At 62.4% G+C, this 15,946-nt stretch carries 11 protein-coding genes; 6 read left to right on the top strand and 5 right to left on the bottom strand.

From position 1 onward, the window contains the following. Positions 1-56: 56 nt before the first annotated feature. Genes phnE through phnC form a run of 3 tightly spaced genes read right to left on the bottom strand, consistent with a single transcriptional unit; the run spans position 57 to position 2,805 of the window. The gene (gene phnE, locus WN982_RS27035; protein ID WP_341318663.1) at positions 57-899 is read right to left on the bottom strand and encodes a phosphonate ABC transporter, permease protein PhnE; all 843 of its coding nucleotides are present in this window, start codon (positions 897-899) and stop codon (positions 57-59) included. After that, positions 896-1,873: a phosphonate ABC transporter substrate-binding protein gene (gene phnD / locus WN982_RS27040; RefSeq protein WP_341318664.1), complete on the bottom strand. Its 978-nt coding sequence runs from the start codon at positions 1,871-1,873 to the stop codon at positions 896-898. Before phnD ends, phnE begins: the two co-directional genes overlap by 4 nt. A 41-nt stretch (positions 1,874-1,914) precedes the next feature. Next, on the bottom strand, positions 1,915-2,805 hold the full coding sequence (gene phnC / locus WN982_RS27045) for a phosphonate ABC transporter ATP-binding protein (RefSeq protein WP_341318665.1): 891 nt from the start codon (positions 2,803-2,805) through the stop codon (positions 1,915-1,917). A 295-nt stretch (positions 2,806-3,100) separates the two neighbouring features. Between phnC and WN982_RS27050 the strand changes: the two genes are divergently transcribed. The 5 genes from WN982_RS27050 (at position 3,101) to WN982_RS27070 (ending at position 11,941) form a co-directional block, all read left to right on the top strand. Then, positions 3,101-4,135: a M14 family zinc carboxypeptidase gene (locus tag WN982_RS27050; RefSeq protein ID WP_341318666.1), complete on the top strand. Its 1,035-nt coding sequence runs from the start codon at positions 3,101-3,103 to the stop codon at positions 4,133-4,135. Then, a complete protein-coding gene (locus tag WN982_RS27055) occupies positions 4,132-4,908 on the top strand; it encodes an alpha/beta hydrolase (protein ID WP_341318667.1) in 777 nt (258 codons plus the stop codon). The genes WN982_RS27050 and WN982_RS27055 overlap by 4 nt, the downstream gene beginning before the upstream one ends. A 158-nt stretch (positions 4,909-5,066) precedes the next feature. Continuing rightward, the gene (locus WN982_RS27060) at positions 5,067-9,908 is read left to right on the top strand and encodes an NAD-glutamate dehydrogenase (protein WP_341318668.1); all 4,842 of its coding nucleotides are present in this window, start codon (positions 5,067-5,069) and stop codon (positions 9,906-9,908) included. A gap of 156 nt (positions 9,909-10,064) precedes the next feature. Continuing rightward, positions 10,065-10,970 (top strand): cation diffusion facilitator family transporter, encoded by a 906-nt coding sequence (locus WN982_RS27065; RefSeq protein ID WP_341318669.1) that lies wholly within the window; start codon positions 10,065-10,067, stop codon positions 10,968-10,970. A gap of 134 nt (positions 10,971-11,104) precedes the next feature. After that, a complete protein-coding gene (locus tag WN982_RS27070; RefSeq protein ID WP_341318670.1) occupies positions 11,105-11,941 on the top strand; it encodes an oxidoreductase in 837 nt (278 codons plus the stop codon). Positions 11,942-11,984: 43 nt separating this feature from the next. Here WN982_RS27070 and WN982_RS27075 read toward each other — a convergent pair whose 3' ends face one another. Both WN982_RS27075 and WN982_RS27080 read right to left on the bottom strand, forming a co-directional pair. After that, positions 11,985-13,001: a LysR family transcriptional regulator gene (locus WN982_RS27075; protein ID WP_341318671.1), complete on the bottom strand. Its 1,017-nt coding sequence runs from the start codon at positions 12,999-13,001 to the stop codon at positions 11,985-11,987. Positions 13,002-13,029: 28 nt separating this feature from the next. After that, positions 13,030-14,010 carry an aldo/keto reductase gene (locus WN982_RS27080; RefSeq protein WP_341318672.1) on the bottom strand — a complete coding sequence of 327 codons (981 nt, stop codon included), beginning with the start codon at positions 14,008-14,010 and terminating at the stop codon, positions 13,030-13,032. 237 nt (positions 14,011-14,247) lie between these two features. Between WN982_RS27080 and WN982_RS27085 the strand changes: the two genes are divergently transcribed. Continuing rightward, complete coding sequence (locus tag WN982_RS27085; RefSeq protein WP_341318673.1) at positions 14,248-15,321, top strand: purine nucleoside permease; 1,074 nt, start codon at positions 14,248-14,250, stop codon at positions 15,319-15,321. Positions 15,322-15,946 lie beyond the last annotated feature (625 nt).

The raw sequence follows: 15,946 nt of genomic DNA on the forward strand, positions 1-15,946 counted from the left end.
TCCGGATTGGGACGGCACCCAGCGTGATCCGTGCGCGGGCAACGATGGCGCCGCGTTCAGGTCACACGCTCCCGCAGCCACGCGGAAGCCAGATCGATCGCCGTCACGACCACGATCACCATGATCATCACCGCAGCGGTCTGCGCATAGTTGAACGAGCGGATCGCCTCGTACAGCACCACGCCAATGCCGCCCGCGCCGACCATGCCGACCACCATCGCTGAGCGCACGTTGGATTCGAAGCGATACAACGCGTACGAGATCCACAACGGCAGCACTTGCGGCAGCACGGCGTAGATGATTTCGTCGAGACTGGTTGCGCCGGTTGCGCGGACGCCTTCGGCCGGACGCGGATCGATCGCCTCGACCGCTTCGGCAAACAGTTTGGCGAGCACACCGGTGGTGTGCACCCACAAGGCCAGCACGCCGGCGAACGGACCGAGGCCGACCGCGACGATGAACAGCATCGCGAAGACCATTTCGTTGATCGCGCGGCAGGCATCCATCAGGCGGCGCATCGGCTGCACGATCCACATCGGCGCCATGTTGTGCGCGGACATCAGCCCGCACGGCACCGCGCACACCAGCGAGAGGGCGGTGCCCCACACCGCCACCGAAAGCGTCACAACCATCTCGTGCAGATAGTTGCGCCACTCGGTGAAGTCCGGCGGGAAAAAGTCCTTGGCGAACTGGCCCATGTTGCCGGCGTCGCTGAGCAGGTCGAGCGGGCGCATGTCGGCGCCGTGCCAGGCTCCGCCCAACACGGCGAGCACCGCGATCCAGCCGAGCAGCGACAGCCAGCTGCGCTTGCCCGCGGCCGGCGCGGCATGCCGTGCCGCCGATGCCGCGAGCGCCTCGTTCGCGCGCGCCGGCGACGTGACCAGATCGGCCGTGTTCATTGCTTCGCTGCGGGCACGTTGAGCGCGCTCAGCTTCGCATCGAGCGCGGCCAGCTGGGTCTTGCGGTCGTCAGCGGAAAGATGCGTGTCGCTCTCGATCTTCTGCTTCTGCTGGAACAGCGCGACCTGGCGGATCGGCAGCAACTGTGCATCCGTGGAGGCCGCGAAGCCGGCATAGCCGGTGATCGCCGCCATCACCGCCTTTTCATGCGGATCGGACTTCGCGTAGTTCAGGAAGAAATTGCGGATCTTGTCCTTGGTGGCTTGCGGCAGATCCTTGCGCCACACCAGCGGGTCCGACGGAATCAGCGGCGAGGTCCATAACACCCGCACTTGCGCGAACTTGTCCGGATGCTGCTTCTTGAGCGTGTCGAGCATCTCGGTGTTGTTGGTGGCGATGTCGATTTTGTTGTTCACCACGGCCAGCAGGTTCGCCTCATGGCTCGACGGCAACACGGTCTTGAACGAGGTGTTGACCGGCGTATTGTGTTTGGCGAACAGGTAGTAGCCCGGAATCAGCGTGCCCGATGTGGAGTTCGGATCGCCGAAGCCGAGCGTGACGTCCCTGGTGTTCCTGAAGACGTCATCGAGCGTCTTGAAGCGGCTGTTCACGTTGGTGATCAGCACCGAGTAATAACCGGCGTCGCCGTTCGCGTACTCGACCTTGGCGAACACTTCGCCTTGCGAGCGATCGACCGCTTCGATCGCCGAGGCGTTGCCGAAATAGCCGACCTGCACTTTATTGAAGCGCATGCCTTCGATGATGCCGGCGTAGTCGGTCGCGAAAAACGCCTTGACGTTCAGGCCGGTTTGTTTGTTCATGTCGTCGATCAGCGGTTCCCAGCGCTGTTTCAGCACGGAGGACGAATCAGTCGAGATGATGCCGAGATTGATGTCTTCGGCTTGTGCGGTGGCGACGCAGGCGAACGCGGCGGCGCCGACGGTCAGCGTGATCAATGAACGCAGGAATTTCATCGGTTGAGATCCGGTTGAGTGGACAGAGTCGGGAAGCGCGCTTAACTCGAGTGCGCTGGATTGAGGGCAAACGCGTAACGCGTCGAGGCGGGTGTTTCGTCAGGCGTCGCTGCGGTGCTTTCCGCAGTGTTGGCGCTGTTGGCCGTGTCGTCGAGCAGTTCGCGGGCGTCGTCGCCGTAAAGCTTCTTGAGCAGGGCCGGGGTCAGCGCGGCGGACGGGCCGTCGTAGACGATCTTGCCGCGTCGCAACGCAACAGTGCGCGGGCAATACTGCATCGCGATGTCCACCTGGTGCAGCGACACCAGCACTGTCAGCTGATGCTCGATATTCAACGTACGCAGCATGTCCATGACGCGGCGCGACGATTCGGGGTCGAGCGAGGCGATCGGTTCGTCGGCCAGCACGATGCGAGCGCGTTGCACCAGCGCACGCGCCAATGCCGCGCGCTGCTGCTGGCCGCCGGAAAGGGTGGCGGCGCGTTCGCGCGCATGTTCGGCAATGCCGACTTCATCGAGCGCGGCCATCGACAAAGCCCGCTCCGCACGCGGAAAACGCCCGAACAGACGGCGCCAGAACGGCAGGCGCGCCAGCGCGCCGATCAGCACGTTGCTTTCGACCGACAAGCGGTTCACCAGATTGAATTGCTGAAACACGAAGCTGATATCGCGGCGAATGCGCCGCACTTCACGTACGATGCGGCCGTTCTGCTGAATCGGCCGGCCGAGAATCTCGATCCGCGACGGCTGCGCATCCGAAGCGGTGAAGCCCGCGATATGCCGCAGAAGCGTCGACTTGCCTGAGCCCGATGCGCCGATCAGCGCGACCATTTCGCCGGGCTCGACGCGCAAATCGATTTCGTCCAGTGCCTTGCGGCCGTTGCCGAACGTCTTGCTCAGCCGTTCGATACGAATTGCTTCCCGAATCGCTTCCATAAATAAGTAGCCCTTGATGCATCCGGCCGTTGTCGGAATGTGTGGGGCTCATTCTAGGAAGCGTCTGTGACGGTTGAGTGAAGGCATCGCAACGTCTAGACGACTATATCTTTTAGTGTCCGTTTTGCGTCTGCGGCAAGGCAAATTGAAGTCAAACGGCTGAACAGAAAATGACACCCTTATGACATGATCTGCGCGGGGCGGGCCTGGCTGTTCATGATCGCCGCAAGCCAGGCTATATTGCGTCATTCGCTGTGCCGTCCCCAATAACCTTGCAGTTCCATTCGCCGTCGTCATGCAGCCTTTGAGTTTTCTTCCCGACAGTTTTGCGGAGTACGAAGATCTCAAGACGATCCTCGAACAGGGCGGCGCCAACTTCGAAATCCGCACCGCCTGCGAGACGACGGTGCGTGGCAGGCATTTCGCCGTGCACACGGCGAGCATGGGGTCGAGCGACCCCCTTGCGCCGGCGATCGGGTTTTTCGGCGGCATTCATGGACTCGAACGGATCGGCTCGCAACTCGTGCTCGACTACATGCGCGCGCTGCTGGCGCGACTCGAATGGGACGAACTGCTGGTGCGGCAGCTGCAATCGATTCGTCTGATCTTTATGCCGATCGTCAATCCGGGAGGCATGTGGGCCGCCACGCGCGCCAACCCCAATGGCGTCGATCTGATGCGCAACGCGCCGCAGAACGCCGACGAACGTGTGCCGTTGCTGGCAGGCGGTCAGCGTCTGGGCGCATGGCTGCCCTGGTATCGCGGCCCGCTGGGCGCGCCGATGGAGCCCGAAGCCGCGGCGCTGCTACGGGTAGTCGAAACCGAACTGGCCGCGCGGCCGCTCAGCATCGCGCTGGACTGCCACTCGGGTTATGGCTGGCGCGACAGTATCTGGTTTCCGTATGCGCGCACCCGCAAGCTGATGCCGCATCTGCCGGAAATGTACGCGCTGAAGACCATGTTCGAACGCGCGCATCCGCATCACGGCTACGCGTTCGAACCGCAGAGCCACCAGTATCTGTTGCATGGCGATCTGTGGGATTATGCGTACGACCGCACGCCGCCACCCAACGTATTTCTGCCGATGACGCTCGAACTGGGCTCGTGGCTGTGGATCAAGAAGAATCCACGCCAACTGTTTTCGCGTCAGGGCATGTTCAATCCGGTGAAAGCGCATCGCACCGCACGCGTGCTGCGGCGTCATGCGAACCTGTTCGACTTTCTAGCGCGCGCGGCGTTCTCTTCGCAGCGCTGGCTGCCGGAGGGCAGTCGTCGCGAACAACTGCTGCAAAGCGCAATCGACCTTTGGTATAAGGCGGAAGGCGTATGAGCACGTGGATTCTATTGCGCGGACTCACACGCGAAACACGGCACTGGGGCCGCTTGCCCGACTTGCTGCGTGACGCAATCGGCAGCGATCGCCTGCTGCTGCTCGATCTGCCCGGCAACGGCGAGTTCAACAATTTGCGCGCGCCGGCCGCGGTGGCGGATATGGTGGGCTTCGTGCGGCTGGCTGCTTTGCAAAGTAAGGCGACCGGTCCGTATCGCGTGCTCGCGATGTCGCTCGGCGGCATGGTGGCGACGGACTGGGCGCAGCGTCATCCCGGCGAGATCGAGCGGCTCGTGCTGATCAATACCAGCATGCGGCCGTTCAGCCGCATGCACGAGCGGCTGCGTCCATCGGCATGGCCGACGCTCTTCGAGGTGGCCGCGCATTGGCGCGATGCCCAGCGCGCCGAAGTGGGCATTCATCGGTTGACGTGCAATAACGTCGAGACGCTGGCCGCCGATCTCGCCGCATGGAGCGAGATTCGTCAAAACGCGCCGGTGAGTCGAGGCAATGCGCTGCGGCAGCTATGGGCGGCCGCGCGCTTTAGCGCCGGGAGGGAGAAGCCGCGCTGCCCGACGCTGCTACTGTCCTCACGCGGCGACAAACTGGTGAACCCGGTATGTTCCGCAAAGCTCGCGGTGGCGTGGGGCGCCGCGCATCGTGAGCATCCACTGGCCGGTCATGATCTGCCGCACGACGATCCGGCGTGGACCAGCGAGCAGGTCCGCGCGTGGCTGGCGCAGGATGCGGGCGCGTCGAAAGCCCCGCTTTAAACAGCGAACAGTAGACCCTATTCGGGGCTTCCGCTAGCGGGTATAACCTATGTGCGGTCGCACATCGCTTTTCGAGCGGGCAGGTGCATAATTCCTGTTCGGACGATGCATGCGATTCAAGCGATATACGGTTATTGCCGGCCGCCGGGGAGCTCATCATGCAAGCGAAGAATGAAGAAGCCGTCACGCACCTGCTGAACGATGTCTTCGAATTTGCACGTGGGCGATTGCCTGAAGCAGCCTTCGCCGTCGTCGAGCCTTTTTTGCGGCACTACTACGATTTCGTCGACGCAGACGATCTGCAAAGCCGCGCCATTGCCGATCTATACGGCGCGGCGCTCGCGCACTGGCAAACCGCGCAGCGCTTCGTGCCCGGCAGCGAACGGCTGCGCGTCTATAACCCGATCCTCGAACAGCACGGCTGGCACTCCGATCACACGGTGATCGAGATCGTCAACGACGACATGCCGTTCCTCGTCGATTCGGTATCGATGGCGGTCAACCGGCTCGGGCTTGCGCTGCATTCGGTCGTGCATCCGGTGTTTCGCATCTGGCGCGGCCTCGACGGCAGCATCGTGCGGGTGGGCCAGGGCGCCGCAGAGGCAGCCGATACGCGTTCGCAGCTTGCCTCGTTCATCCACTTCGAAGTCGATCGTTGCGGCGACGCCGCAAAGCTCGACGCGTTGCGTGACGAGATCGCCAGGGTCTTGCACGACGTGCGTGCCGCGGTGGAAGACTGGCCGAAGATCGTCGAACTCGCGCGCGTCACCATCAAAGGCATGAAGGCGGGCGAGGCGGGGCCGGAAGGTGTCGAGGCCCGCGCGTTCCTCGAATGGATGGTGGCCGATCACTTTACCTTTCTCGGCCAGCGCGACTATGAACTGGTGCAGCACGATATCGGTTTCGGCTTGCGCGCCGTGCCCGGCTCCGGACTCGGCATTCTGCGCGACGCGCAGCCTCCCGCGGGCGCCGCTGAAATCACGCCGTTGCCGCCCGCCGCGGCCGATATCATCTCCGGTTCGTCGCCGATCTTTCTGACCAAGGCGAACTCGCGGGCAACCGTGCATCGGCCCGGCTATCTGGACTACGTCGGCATCAAGATGACCGGTGCGGACGGCAAGGTCACGGGCGAGCGGCGTTTCATCGGTCTGTATACGTCCACCGCTTATCTGGTGTCGGCCTCGGAAATACCGATCGTGCGCCGCAAATGCGCGAACATCGTGCGGCGCGCCGGATTTTTGTCGAAAGGTCATCTGGCCAAGTCGCTGGTGACGGTGCTCGAAACCTATCCGCGCGACGAACTCTTCCAGGCCGAGGAGAACCAGCTCTACGACATCGCGCTCGGTGTGCTGCGTTTGCAGGAGCACCAGCGCACGCGTCTGTTCGTGCGGCGCGACCGCTTTGATCGCTTCGTGTCGTGCCTTGTGTTCGTTCCGCGCGACAAGTACAACACCGATTTGCGCCAGCGCATCGCCAACCTGCTGGCCGACGCATTCAACGGCGCGAGTGTCGAGTTCACGCCGCTGCTGTCGGAGTCGACGCTCGCGCGCATTCACTTCGTCGTGCATGCGAAACCGGACGGCATGCCCAGCGTCGATACGCGCGAACTCGAAGCGCGGCTTGTGCAGGTATCGCGCCGCTGGCAGGACGATCTCGCCGACGCCTTGCTCGACGCATTCGGCGAAGAGCAGGGCAATCGCCTGCTGCAACACTACGCGGATTCGTTTCCCGCCGGCTATCGCGACGACTATCCAGCCCGCACCGCGGTGCGCGATATCGAACTGATCGAACGCGTGCAGGGCAGCGAGCGGCTCGCGATGAACCTGTACCGCCCAATCGAAGCGGGACCGCGTGCGTTTCGCTTCAAGGTCTATCGTGCCGGCCTGCCGATTGCGCTGTCGCGCAGCTTGCCGATGCTCGAACATCTGGGCGTGCGTGTCGATGAAGAGCGGCCCTATCTGATCGAGGCACAGGGCGCGACGCCCGCGTGGATTCACGACTTCGGTCTTGAAGTCGCGGACGATACGGAGTTCGATATCGAGCGCGTGAAAGACCTGTTCGAAGAAGCGTTCGAGCAGGTGTGGACGGGCGCAATCGAAAGCGACGATTTCAACCGCCTCGTGCTGCGCGCGCACCTGAATGCGCGCGAGGTGACGATTCTGCGTGCTTATGCCAAGTACCTGCGGCAAGTGGGATCGACTTTCAGCGATGCCTACATCGAACGCGCGGTGACCGGCAATCCGGCGATCGCCCGCATGCTGGTCGAGTTGTTCATCGCGCGCTTCAATCCGGTGTTCGGCGACACGCGCGAGGCGCGCGTCGACGGCTTGTTGAAGACGATCGACAGCGCCCTCGATCAGGTGCCCAATCTCGACGAAGACCGGATACTCCGGCAGTTTCTCGGCGTGATCAAGGCGACGCAGCGCGCGAACTATTATCGCTTCGACTCCAACGGGCAGCCGAAACCGTATCTGTCGTTCAAGTTCAATCCGGCGCAGGTGCCCGGTTTGCCTGAACCGAAACCGATGTTCGAGATCTGGGTGTACTCGCCGCGCGTCGAAGGCGTGCATTTGCGCGGTGGCCGTGTCGCTCGCGGCGGACTGCGCTGGTCGGATCGCCGCGAAGATTTCCGCACGGAAGTGCTCGGCCTGATGAAGGCGCAAATGGTGAAGAACGTTGTGATCGTGCCGGTCGGCTCGAAAGGCGGCTTCGTCGTGAAGAATCCGCCGCCGCCGACCGATCGCGATGCCTGGATGCGCGAGGGCGTTGCGTGCTATCAGACGTTTTTGCGCGGCCTGCTCGATTTGACCGACAACCTCGCGAGCACGGCGGTGGTGCCGCCGCCGGACGTGGTGCGCCACGATCCTGACGATCCCTATCTGGTGGTCGCTGCCGACAAAGGCACGGCGACGTTCTCCGACTACGCGAACGCCATCTCGCAGGAATACGGCTTCTGGCTCGACGACGCATTCGCGTCGGGCGGTTCGGTCGGCTATGACCACAAGAAAATGGCGATCACCGCGCGCGGCGCATGGGAGTCGGTGAAGCGGCATTTCCGCGAGATGGGCGTCGATACGCAGACGACCGACTTCACCGTGGTCGGTGTCGGCGACATGTCGGGCGACGTGTTCGGCAACGGCATGCTGTTGTCGCCGCATATCAAACTGGTGGCCGCGTTCGATCACCGGCATATCTTTCTGGATCCGAATCCCGATCCGGCGGTAAGCCTTGCCGAGCGCGGACGCCTTTTCGTACTCGATCGTTCGAGCTGGGCCGACTACGATCCCTCGCTGATCTCCGCCGGCGGCGGCGTGTTTCCACGCACCGCCAAAACGATTCCGTTGTCCGCGGCGGTGCAGGCGGTACTCGGCATCAACGCACCGGCGCTGGCGCCGGCCGAACTGATGCGCGCGATTTTGCAGGCGCCTGTCGATCTGCTTTACAACGGCGGCATCGGCACGTATGTGAAGGCGAGCCGCGAAACGCATCTGCAAGTCGGCGACCGCGCCAACGATGCGATCCGCGTGAACGGTGCCGATCTGCGCTGCAAGGTGGTGGCCGAAGGGGGCAACCTCGGCCTCACGCAACTTGGGCGCATCGAATTCGCGCAGCGCGGCGGCCGGATCAACACCGATGCGATCGACAACTCGGCGGGCGTCGATTGCTCGGATCACGAAGTCAACATCAAGATTCTGCTCGGCCTCGTCGTTTCCGATGGCGAGATGACCGAGAAGCAGCGTAATGCACTGCTCGCGGAAATGACCGATGAAGTCGGCCTGCTGGTGTTGCAGGACAATTATTACCAGACCCAGGCGCTCTCGATTGCTGGCCGTTATGGCACCGAGTTACTCGATGCCGAGGCGCGCCTGATGCGTTGGCTCGAACGTGCGGGTCGATTGAATCGCGTGATCGAATTTCTGCCGACCGATGAGGAAGTGGCCGAACGCCAGGCCGCAAGACATGGCCTGACTTCGCCTGAACGCGCAGTATTGCTCGCCTATAGCAAGATGTGGCTGTACGACGCGCTGCTCGAATCGTCGATGCCGGAAGACCCGCTCGTCAGCGACATGCTGATCGAATATTTCCCGAAGCCGTTGCGGCAGCGCTTTAGCGAACCGATGCAGCGGCACCCGTTGCGGCGCGAAATCCTCGCGACGCACCTGACCAACGCATTGGTGAACCGTGTGGGTTGCGAGTTTGTGCATCGCCTGATGGAAGAGACGGACGCGCAGCCTGGCGAAATCGTGCGGGCCTGCATTATGGCGCGAGACGTGTTCGATCTCGATGAGGTATGGCGCAGTATCGACGCGCTCGATAACCGCGTCGCCGATGATGTGCAAGCGCGCATGTTCGTTGAAGTCGCGCGGCTCGTCGAACGCGCGGCGTTGTGGTTCCTGCGGCAACTGCAATCGGGCGCGGTGAGCGACGGCGATGTCGCCGGTCTGCTCGCGCGTTGCCGCGACGCCGCGCAACGCCTCGCGCCGCAATGGCCCGTGCTGTTGCCGACCGCCGATCTGGAAGCGCTGTCCGAGCGGCAACGCGTGCTGGCGGATGCGGGTGTCGATAGCGAACTGGCGGTGCGGATCGCGAGCGGCGACATCTCGGCGGCTTTGCTCGATATCGCCGAAGTCGCGGCCACCTGCGGGCGCAGCCTGGAGCAGGTGGCGGGCGTGTATTTCGCGCTCGGCACGCTGCTGAACTACAACTGGATCAGCGAGCGCGCGGTGGCGTTGACGGCGCCGACGCACTGGGACATGCTGGCGCGCGCCACGGCGCTGGCCGAACTCGCGCGTCTGAAGCGCGCGTTGACCACGAGCGCGCTGGCCGACGCCGACGAAGCGTCGACGCCGGATGCACTGGTTCATACCTGGCGCGAGCGGCGCACGTCGCAACTGGAACGCTACGCGCGGCTGCTTGCCGATCTGCGGGCGACCGGCGGCGCGAGCCTGTCGATGCTGCTGGTGATCGTGCGTGAGATGGCGGCGCTCGAAAGGGCGTAGTACGGCGGGCTGTGGGCGAGGGGAGACGGCGCAGAACGTAGCGCAAAACACGGCGCAGAACGGCGCCGGTTGGACGCATGCCGCCCGGCATGCCCATAATACGAACTATTGCCAACCGAAAGCTCGCCGAAAACTCACGGAAAACAATTAACGACGATGAAAGAAGAATCGCCGAAAGCCATTTTTTACGCGCTCGCCGCCAACCTCGGCATCGCCGTCTGCAAGTTCGCCGCGGCCGCGTTCACCGGTTCCGGTTCGATGTTCGCCGAAGCCATTCACTCCACCGCCGATTGCGGCAATCAGCTGCTGTTGCTGTTCGGCCTGCGTGAAGCGCGCAAACCGGCGAGCCCGCTGCATCCGATGGGCAAGGGTCGCGAAATCAATTTCTATTCGCTGCTCGTCGCATTGCTGCTGTTTTTTGTAGGCGGCGCGTTTTCGGTGTACGAGGGCGTGCATCGTCTGTTTGCGCGCGAGCCTCTGCAGTATGCGTATGTGGCGCTGGTAGTACTCGGCGTTTCGGTGGTGCTCGAAGCGCTGTCGTTGTGGGGCGCCGTCAAGGAGATCCGCAAAACGAATCCGGACAAAAGCATGTGGCGCTGGTTTCGCGAGACCCGCGAATCCGAGCTGCTGGTCGTGGCAGGGGAAGATATTGCCGCGTTGGCCGGCCTCGCGATCGCGTTCGTTGCAGTGCTTCTGACGATGGTGACCGGCAATCCGCTGTATGACGCGTTGGGCTCGATCGGCGTGGGCCTGCTGCTGATGGTGATTGCGTGGCTGGTGGCGCGTGAAGTGAAGTCGATGATCGTCGGCGAATCGGCGAGCCCGGAAGTGCGCCGTGCGATCGAGGCGCATTTGCGCGCACGTAACGAGATTCGCGGCATCATCAATATGATTACGCTGCAATGGGGCCGGCATGTCGTGGTGGCGGTGCAGGCGGAAATGATCGACTACGCGAGCGGCCGCGCGTTGGTCGATGCGATCAACGTGATCGAGGCCGATTTGCAGGCAGCGTTTCCGCAAGTGCGCTGGGTGTTTTTCGAACCGGACGTGCCGCGCGTTTGACCCTCTAATGCCTGACTCGATCCGCGCCGATTGATGAATTTTGCTTGAAAGCCTATTGCTCCCGAGGTGGTTGAAGCGTGCCGCCGTGATGCCAATAATGGTTTCACGGTTTTCCACTTCACCAGGAGCAACACATGCGTACGTGGTTCATTACCGGCGTCAGCAGCGGCTTTGGCCGCGCCCTCGCCGAACGTCTGCTCGAGAAAGGCGAGCGTGTTGTCGGCACGTTTCGCCATGCAGCGGGCATCGCGGAATTCGAAGCGCTACCGAACTCGAACGGCCGCGCATTCGGCGTGCTGGCCGACGTCACCGATGAGGCCGCCGTGTACCGGGCGGTGCGCGACGCGGAAGAACGCACGGGCGGCATCGACGTGCTGGTGAACAATGCGGGCTACGGTCTCGAAGGCGCGATCGAGGAGGCCACGCTCGATCAGGTGCGCCACCAGTTCGAAGTCAACGTGTTCGGCGCGGTCGCCGTGATGCAGGCGGCGCTGCCCTCCATGCGCAAACGCCGCGCGGGACACATCGTCAATATCACGTCGATGGGCGGGTTGACCACGTTTGCGGGCGTCGGCATTTACAACGGCAGCAAGTTCGCGCTCGAAGGCATCTCCGAGGCGCTGGCGAAGGAAGTCAAGCCGCTTGGGATCAAGGTGACCATCGTCGAGCCAGGCGGTTTCCGCACCAATTGGGCGGGTGGGTCGATGGTCCATGTCGAACGCCGGATCGGCGATTACGACGAGACCGCGGGCGCGTTCCGCAAGGCCTTGGAGCAGCGCAACGGCCGCCAGCCAGGCGACCCGCAAAAGGCCGCCGATGCGATCATCCTCGCGGTCGATGCGCAAGAGCCGCCGCTGCATCTGCTGCTCGGCCACGACGCGTTGCAATGGGTCGGACAGAAGCTCGGCGCGTTGCAAGCGGAGTTGCTGAAGTGGGCGCCGGTTTCGGCGGGTACGAACTTCGATGCGTGATCGATGCGGTCGACGTAATGGGTGAGCGACGCCCGGTCCGGCCTCAGGCACGGGCAGGGCGTTTAGCGCCCGCAGCGGTTTTGAGCTTGGGCTTCGGCTGTGATTTCGCTTTAGGCGCGGCTTGTGGTTCGCGCAACGCCGCAACGAGGCTTTCCGGAAGCGCCGCGCGGTTCGTGACCTGCTTGATGAAATCGATAAATACGCGCAGCTTGGGCGGCATGCTGCTGCGATTGAAATAGTACAGATACAGGTTCATCGGCGGACTCCAGTCTGCGAGAACCTGCACCAGCTGCCCATTGCGCACGAAACGCTCCACGTAGTGATTCATCAGATACGCCACGCCGACGCCGTCGAGCGCGGCTTGCAGCATCAGAATCGAATCGTTGGTGGTCAAGCGTCCGTTGACTTCGATCTGCACGCTCTCGCCGTCGCGTTCGAATTCCCAGCGATATAGCGTGCCGGTGCTTTCGCCGCGAAAATGCACACAGTCGTGATTGCGCAGCGCCAGCGGATGGTCCGGCACGCCGCGCCGCGCGAGATATTCGGGCGACGCGACCACCGCCGCCTGCAGATCCGACAGTAACGGCACCACCATCATGTCTTTCTCCAGCACGTCGCCGAAGCGAATGCCGGCGTCATAGCCTTGCGACACCACATCGGTAATGCCGTTGTCGATGGTGATGTCGAGACCGATGTCGGGATGCGCGTCGAGAAACTCGCGCAGCACCGGTTCGAGCAGCATCACACTGGCGCTGCGCGGCACGTTCAGACGCAGGATGCCTGCCGGTTTGCCCGACGAGCCGGCCATGTCCTGTACCGCAAGACGCAACTGGCTGACGAGCGGCTCGACGCGCGCGAGGAACGCAGCGCCCGCTTCAGTGAGGCTGACGCTGCGCGTGGTGCGATTGAAGAGCCGCACGTCGAGACGATTCTCGAGTTGGCGAATCGTATGGCTGATCGCCGAGGGCGTGACGCCGAGCGCGATTGCCGCCGCGGTGAAGCTGCGCGCCTCGGCGACGCGTACGAACACGCCCAGTCCATCGAGTCCGTCTGATTCCACTTGTCCTCGTCCCTCGCAGGTCTGCCGTTTATTGGAAGCCGGTTACCGCATGCGGCACATACAGTTCTTCGAGCTGGCGGATTTCGTCCGCGCTAAGATTCAACGACAGCGCCGCGACCGCGTCGTCCAGATGATGCAATTTGGTCGCGCCGACGATCGGCGCCGTAATCGGCTTCTTTTGCAGCACCCACGCAAGCGCGACCTGGGCGCGCGGCACGCCGCGCTGGCTGGCGATCTGACCGACCCGCTCGACGATGCGGCGATCCGCGTCTTCGGTTTGCGCGTAAAGCGTACGGCCGAATGCATCGGTTTCCGAGCGCGCGCTTTCGGTGTTCCAGTCGCGCGTGAGGCGTCCGCGCGCCAGCGGGCTCCACGGTATCACGCCGATGCCTTCGCTTTCGCATAGCGGCAGCATCTCGCGTTCTTCCTCGCGATACAGCAGGTTCACGTAGTTCTGCATCGTCACGAAACGCGTCCAGCCGTGTTTTTCGGCGACGTGCAGCGCCTTGGCGAATTGCCACGCATACATCGACGATGCACCGATATAGCGCGCCTTGCCGGCCTTCACGACATCATGGAGCGCTTCCATGGTTTCCTCGATCGGCGTGGTGTAGTCCCAGCGGTGGATCTGGTACAGATCGACGTAATCGGTGCCGAGGCGCCTCAGGCTGTTGTCGATCTCCGCCATGATCGCCTTGCGCGACAGACCGGCGCCGTTCGGCCCTGGATGCATGCGGCTGTTTACCTTGGTGGCCAGCACGATCTCGTCGCGCTTCGCGAAGTTCTTGAGCGCGCGGCCGACGATTTCTTCGCTGGTGCCGTCGGAATAGACGTTCGCCGTATCGAAGAAATTGATGCCGTGGTCGAGCGCCTGCTTGATGAACGGGCGCGCCGCTTCGTCGCCGAGCGACCAGGGGTGCGTGCCGCGAGACGGCACGCCGTAGCTCATGCAACCGAGACAAAGACGCGATACATCGAGGCCGGTACGGCCGAGTTTCACATAGTCCATCGTGGTGCTCCTGTTTTGAAGTGCACAAAGGCGGTGCGTGCAGCGGACCTTCGATTATAGGAAGCGGTGGGGCGCGATTGACAAGCTGATCCGCATGCTTTGCTGAGCAGGATTTGACAATGGTGCAGGAATTTACACATCGCGTAGTGGAAAATAATTTCTTCACATCTATACTTCTTTCGGCTTGAAAGCAGCACCTTCTCCCAATCCGCATCACAAGCAAAAGGAAGGATCACGATGCTGACTCGCACACTCGGTGCAATCTCTGCTATTACGCTGGCGGCCTGCGCGGCCTTTTCAGCCGGACCCGCCAACGCGGACGACAACGACGGATTCGCGCAAGGAGACGGCGGCTCGCGCGGACGGCCGGTCAAGGTAATGATTATTTCGATGTTCGGGCCGGAGGGGCAGGTGTGGCTCGACCGGCTCGGGCCATGGCGTGACATTCCGGTCGATGGGTTGTCGCCCGATTACCCGAATGTTCATTGCAATAAGCAGGACGTGTGCGTCATGACTACTGGCATGGGGCATAGCAACGCTGCCGCGTCGATCATGGCTTTGACGTTTTCACCGCGGTTCGATTTGCGGCATACGTATTTCATGGTGGCTGGGATTGCCGGGATCGATCCCCAGCAGGGGACGGTTGGGTCCGCCGCCTGGGCGAAGTATCTGGTCGACTTCGGGATTCAGTGGGAGATCGATGGGCGGGAGATCCCTCCTGGCTGGAGTACGGGCTACCTGGGGATCAATACCAAGAGTCCTACCGATAAGCCGCCGCTTGACTATCGGACTGAGGTTTTTCAGTTGAACACTCAGCTTGCCGATACGGCTTTTGCTTTGTCTCATAGTGTCGTGCTGGCTGATAATGCGCAGGCTCAGGCTGCTCGGGCCAAGTATTCTTATGCGCCTGCCAATCGGCCGCCTACTGTTGTTCAGTGCGATACGTTAGCTGGCGATACCTGGTGGTCAGGGACGCTGCTTGGGCAGCGGGCTCGGGATTGGACCAGGATTCTGACCGATAACAAGGGCGTCTATTGCACCACGCAGCAGGAGGATAACGCTACTTATGAGGCGCTTAAGCGCGCGGCCTCTGTGCATAAGGTCGACTTGAATCGGGTCGCTGTGCTGCGGGCTGGGTCTGATTTTGATCGGCCTTACGATGGGCAGTCTAGTGCGGATAATCTGCTCAACTATGCTGCGCAAGGGGGCTTTACTATCGCTATTGAGAACCTCTTCCGGTCTGGGAATCCGCTTGTGCAGGATATTGCCACGCATTGGAGTGAGTGGAGGGACGCCGTGCCGCGGCGTTAGGAGTTTTTTGCTTTCGCGGCGCTATTGGGCTGTGTGCCTGCGGCGGTGGCCTTTCCTTGATTTGTTAGTGGTCTATTAGCGTCGCCCCTGTGCGGGGCAGGCACTTACTTTCTTCACCGCCGCAAAGAAAGTAAGCAAAGAAAGCTTCACACCGCTAATTCTTAAGCGGGTCCCCTGGCTTGGAGGCGGTAGTGGAGCATCTGGAATCAGTGCTCTCGCACACTCCGCGCCGGTGACAAGGCAGTCATTCTTCCGGCGGCGCTGCGCGCGCCATGGCGGTACTTCCCAACCCCGATGGGGCGTACGCGCTTCCGGCATCATCCTTCCCGCCTCGCACTGCGTGCGCCGCGGACGGGGCTGCCAGGGAAACCAGTGGCTTTGTTTGCGCGCCATGGGTGCCATCGGCTGCGCTTCGGCGAGGCGCTGAATAGTTGAAGTGCTAGTCAATTCGCCAAACTAAATGCAGCCGCGAATTACAAGCCACTTTGCCGAACGAAACGCAGGCGCGAGTTACGCCGGCATGGCTAAGAAACGCAGCCACGAGTTACGCTAGCGCAGCAAAGGCAAGCCGTTAAGCTTGAACGATCGCTGGCGCTGGAAGCACCCGACGGACCCGACGGTTTTA

The organism is Paraburkholderia sp. IMGN_8 (assembly GCF_038050405.1).
GTDB lineage: Bacteria > Pseudomonadota > Gammaproteobacteria > Burkholderiales > Burkholderiaceae > Paraburkholderia.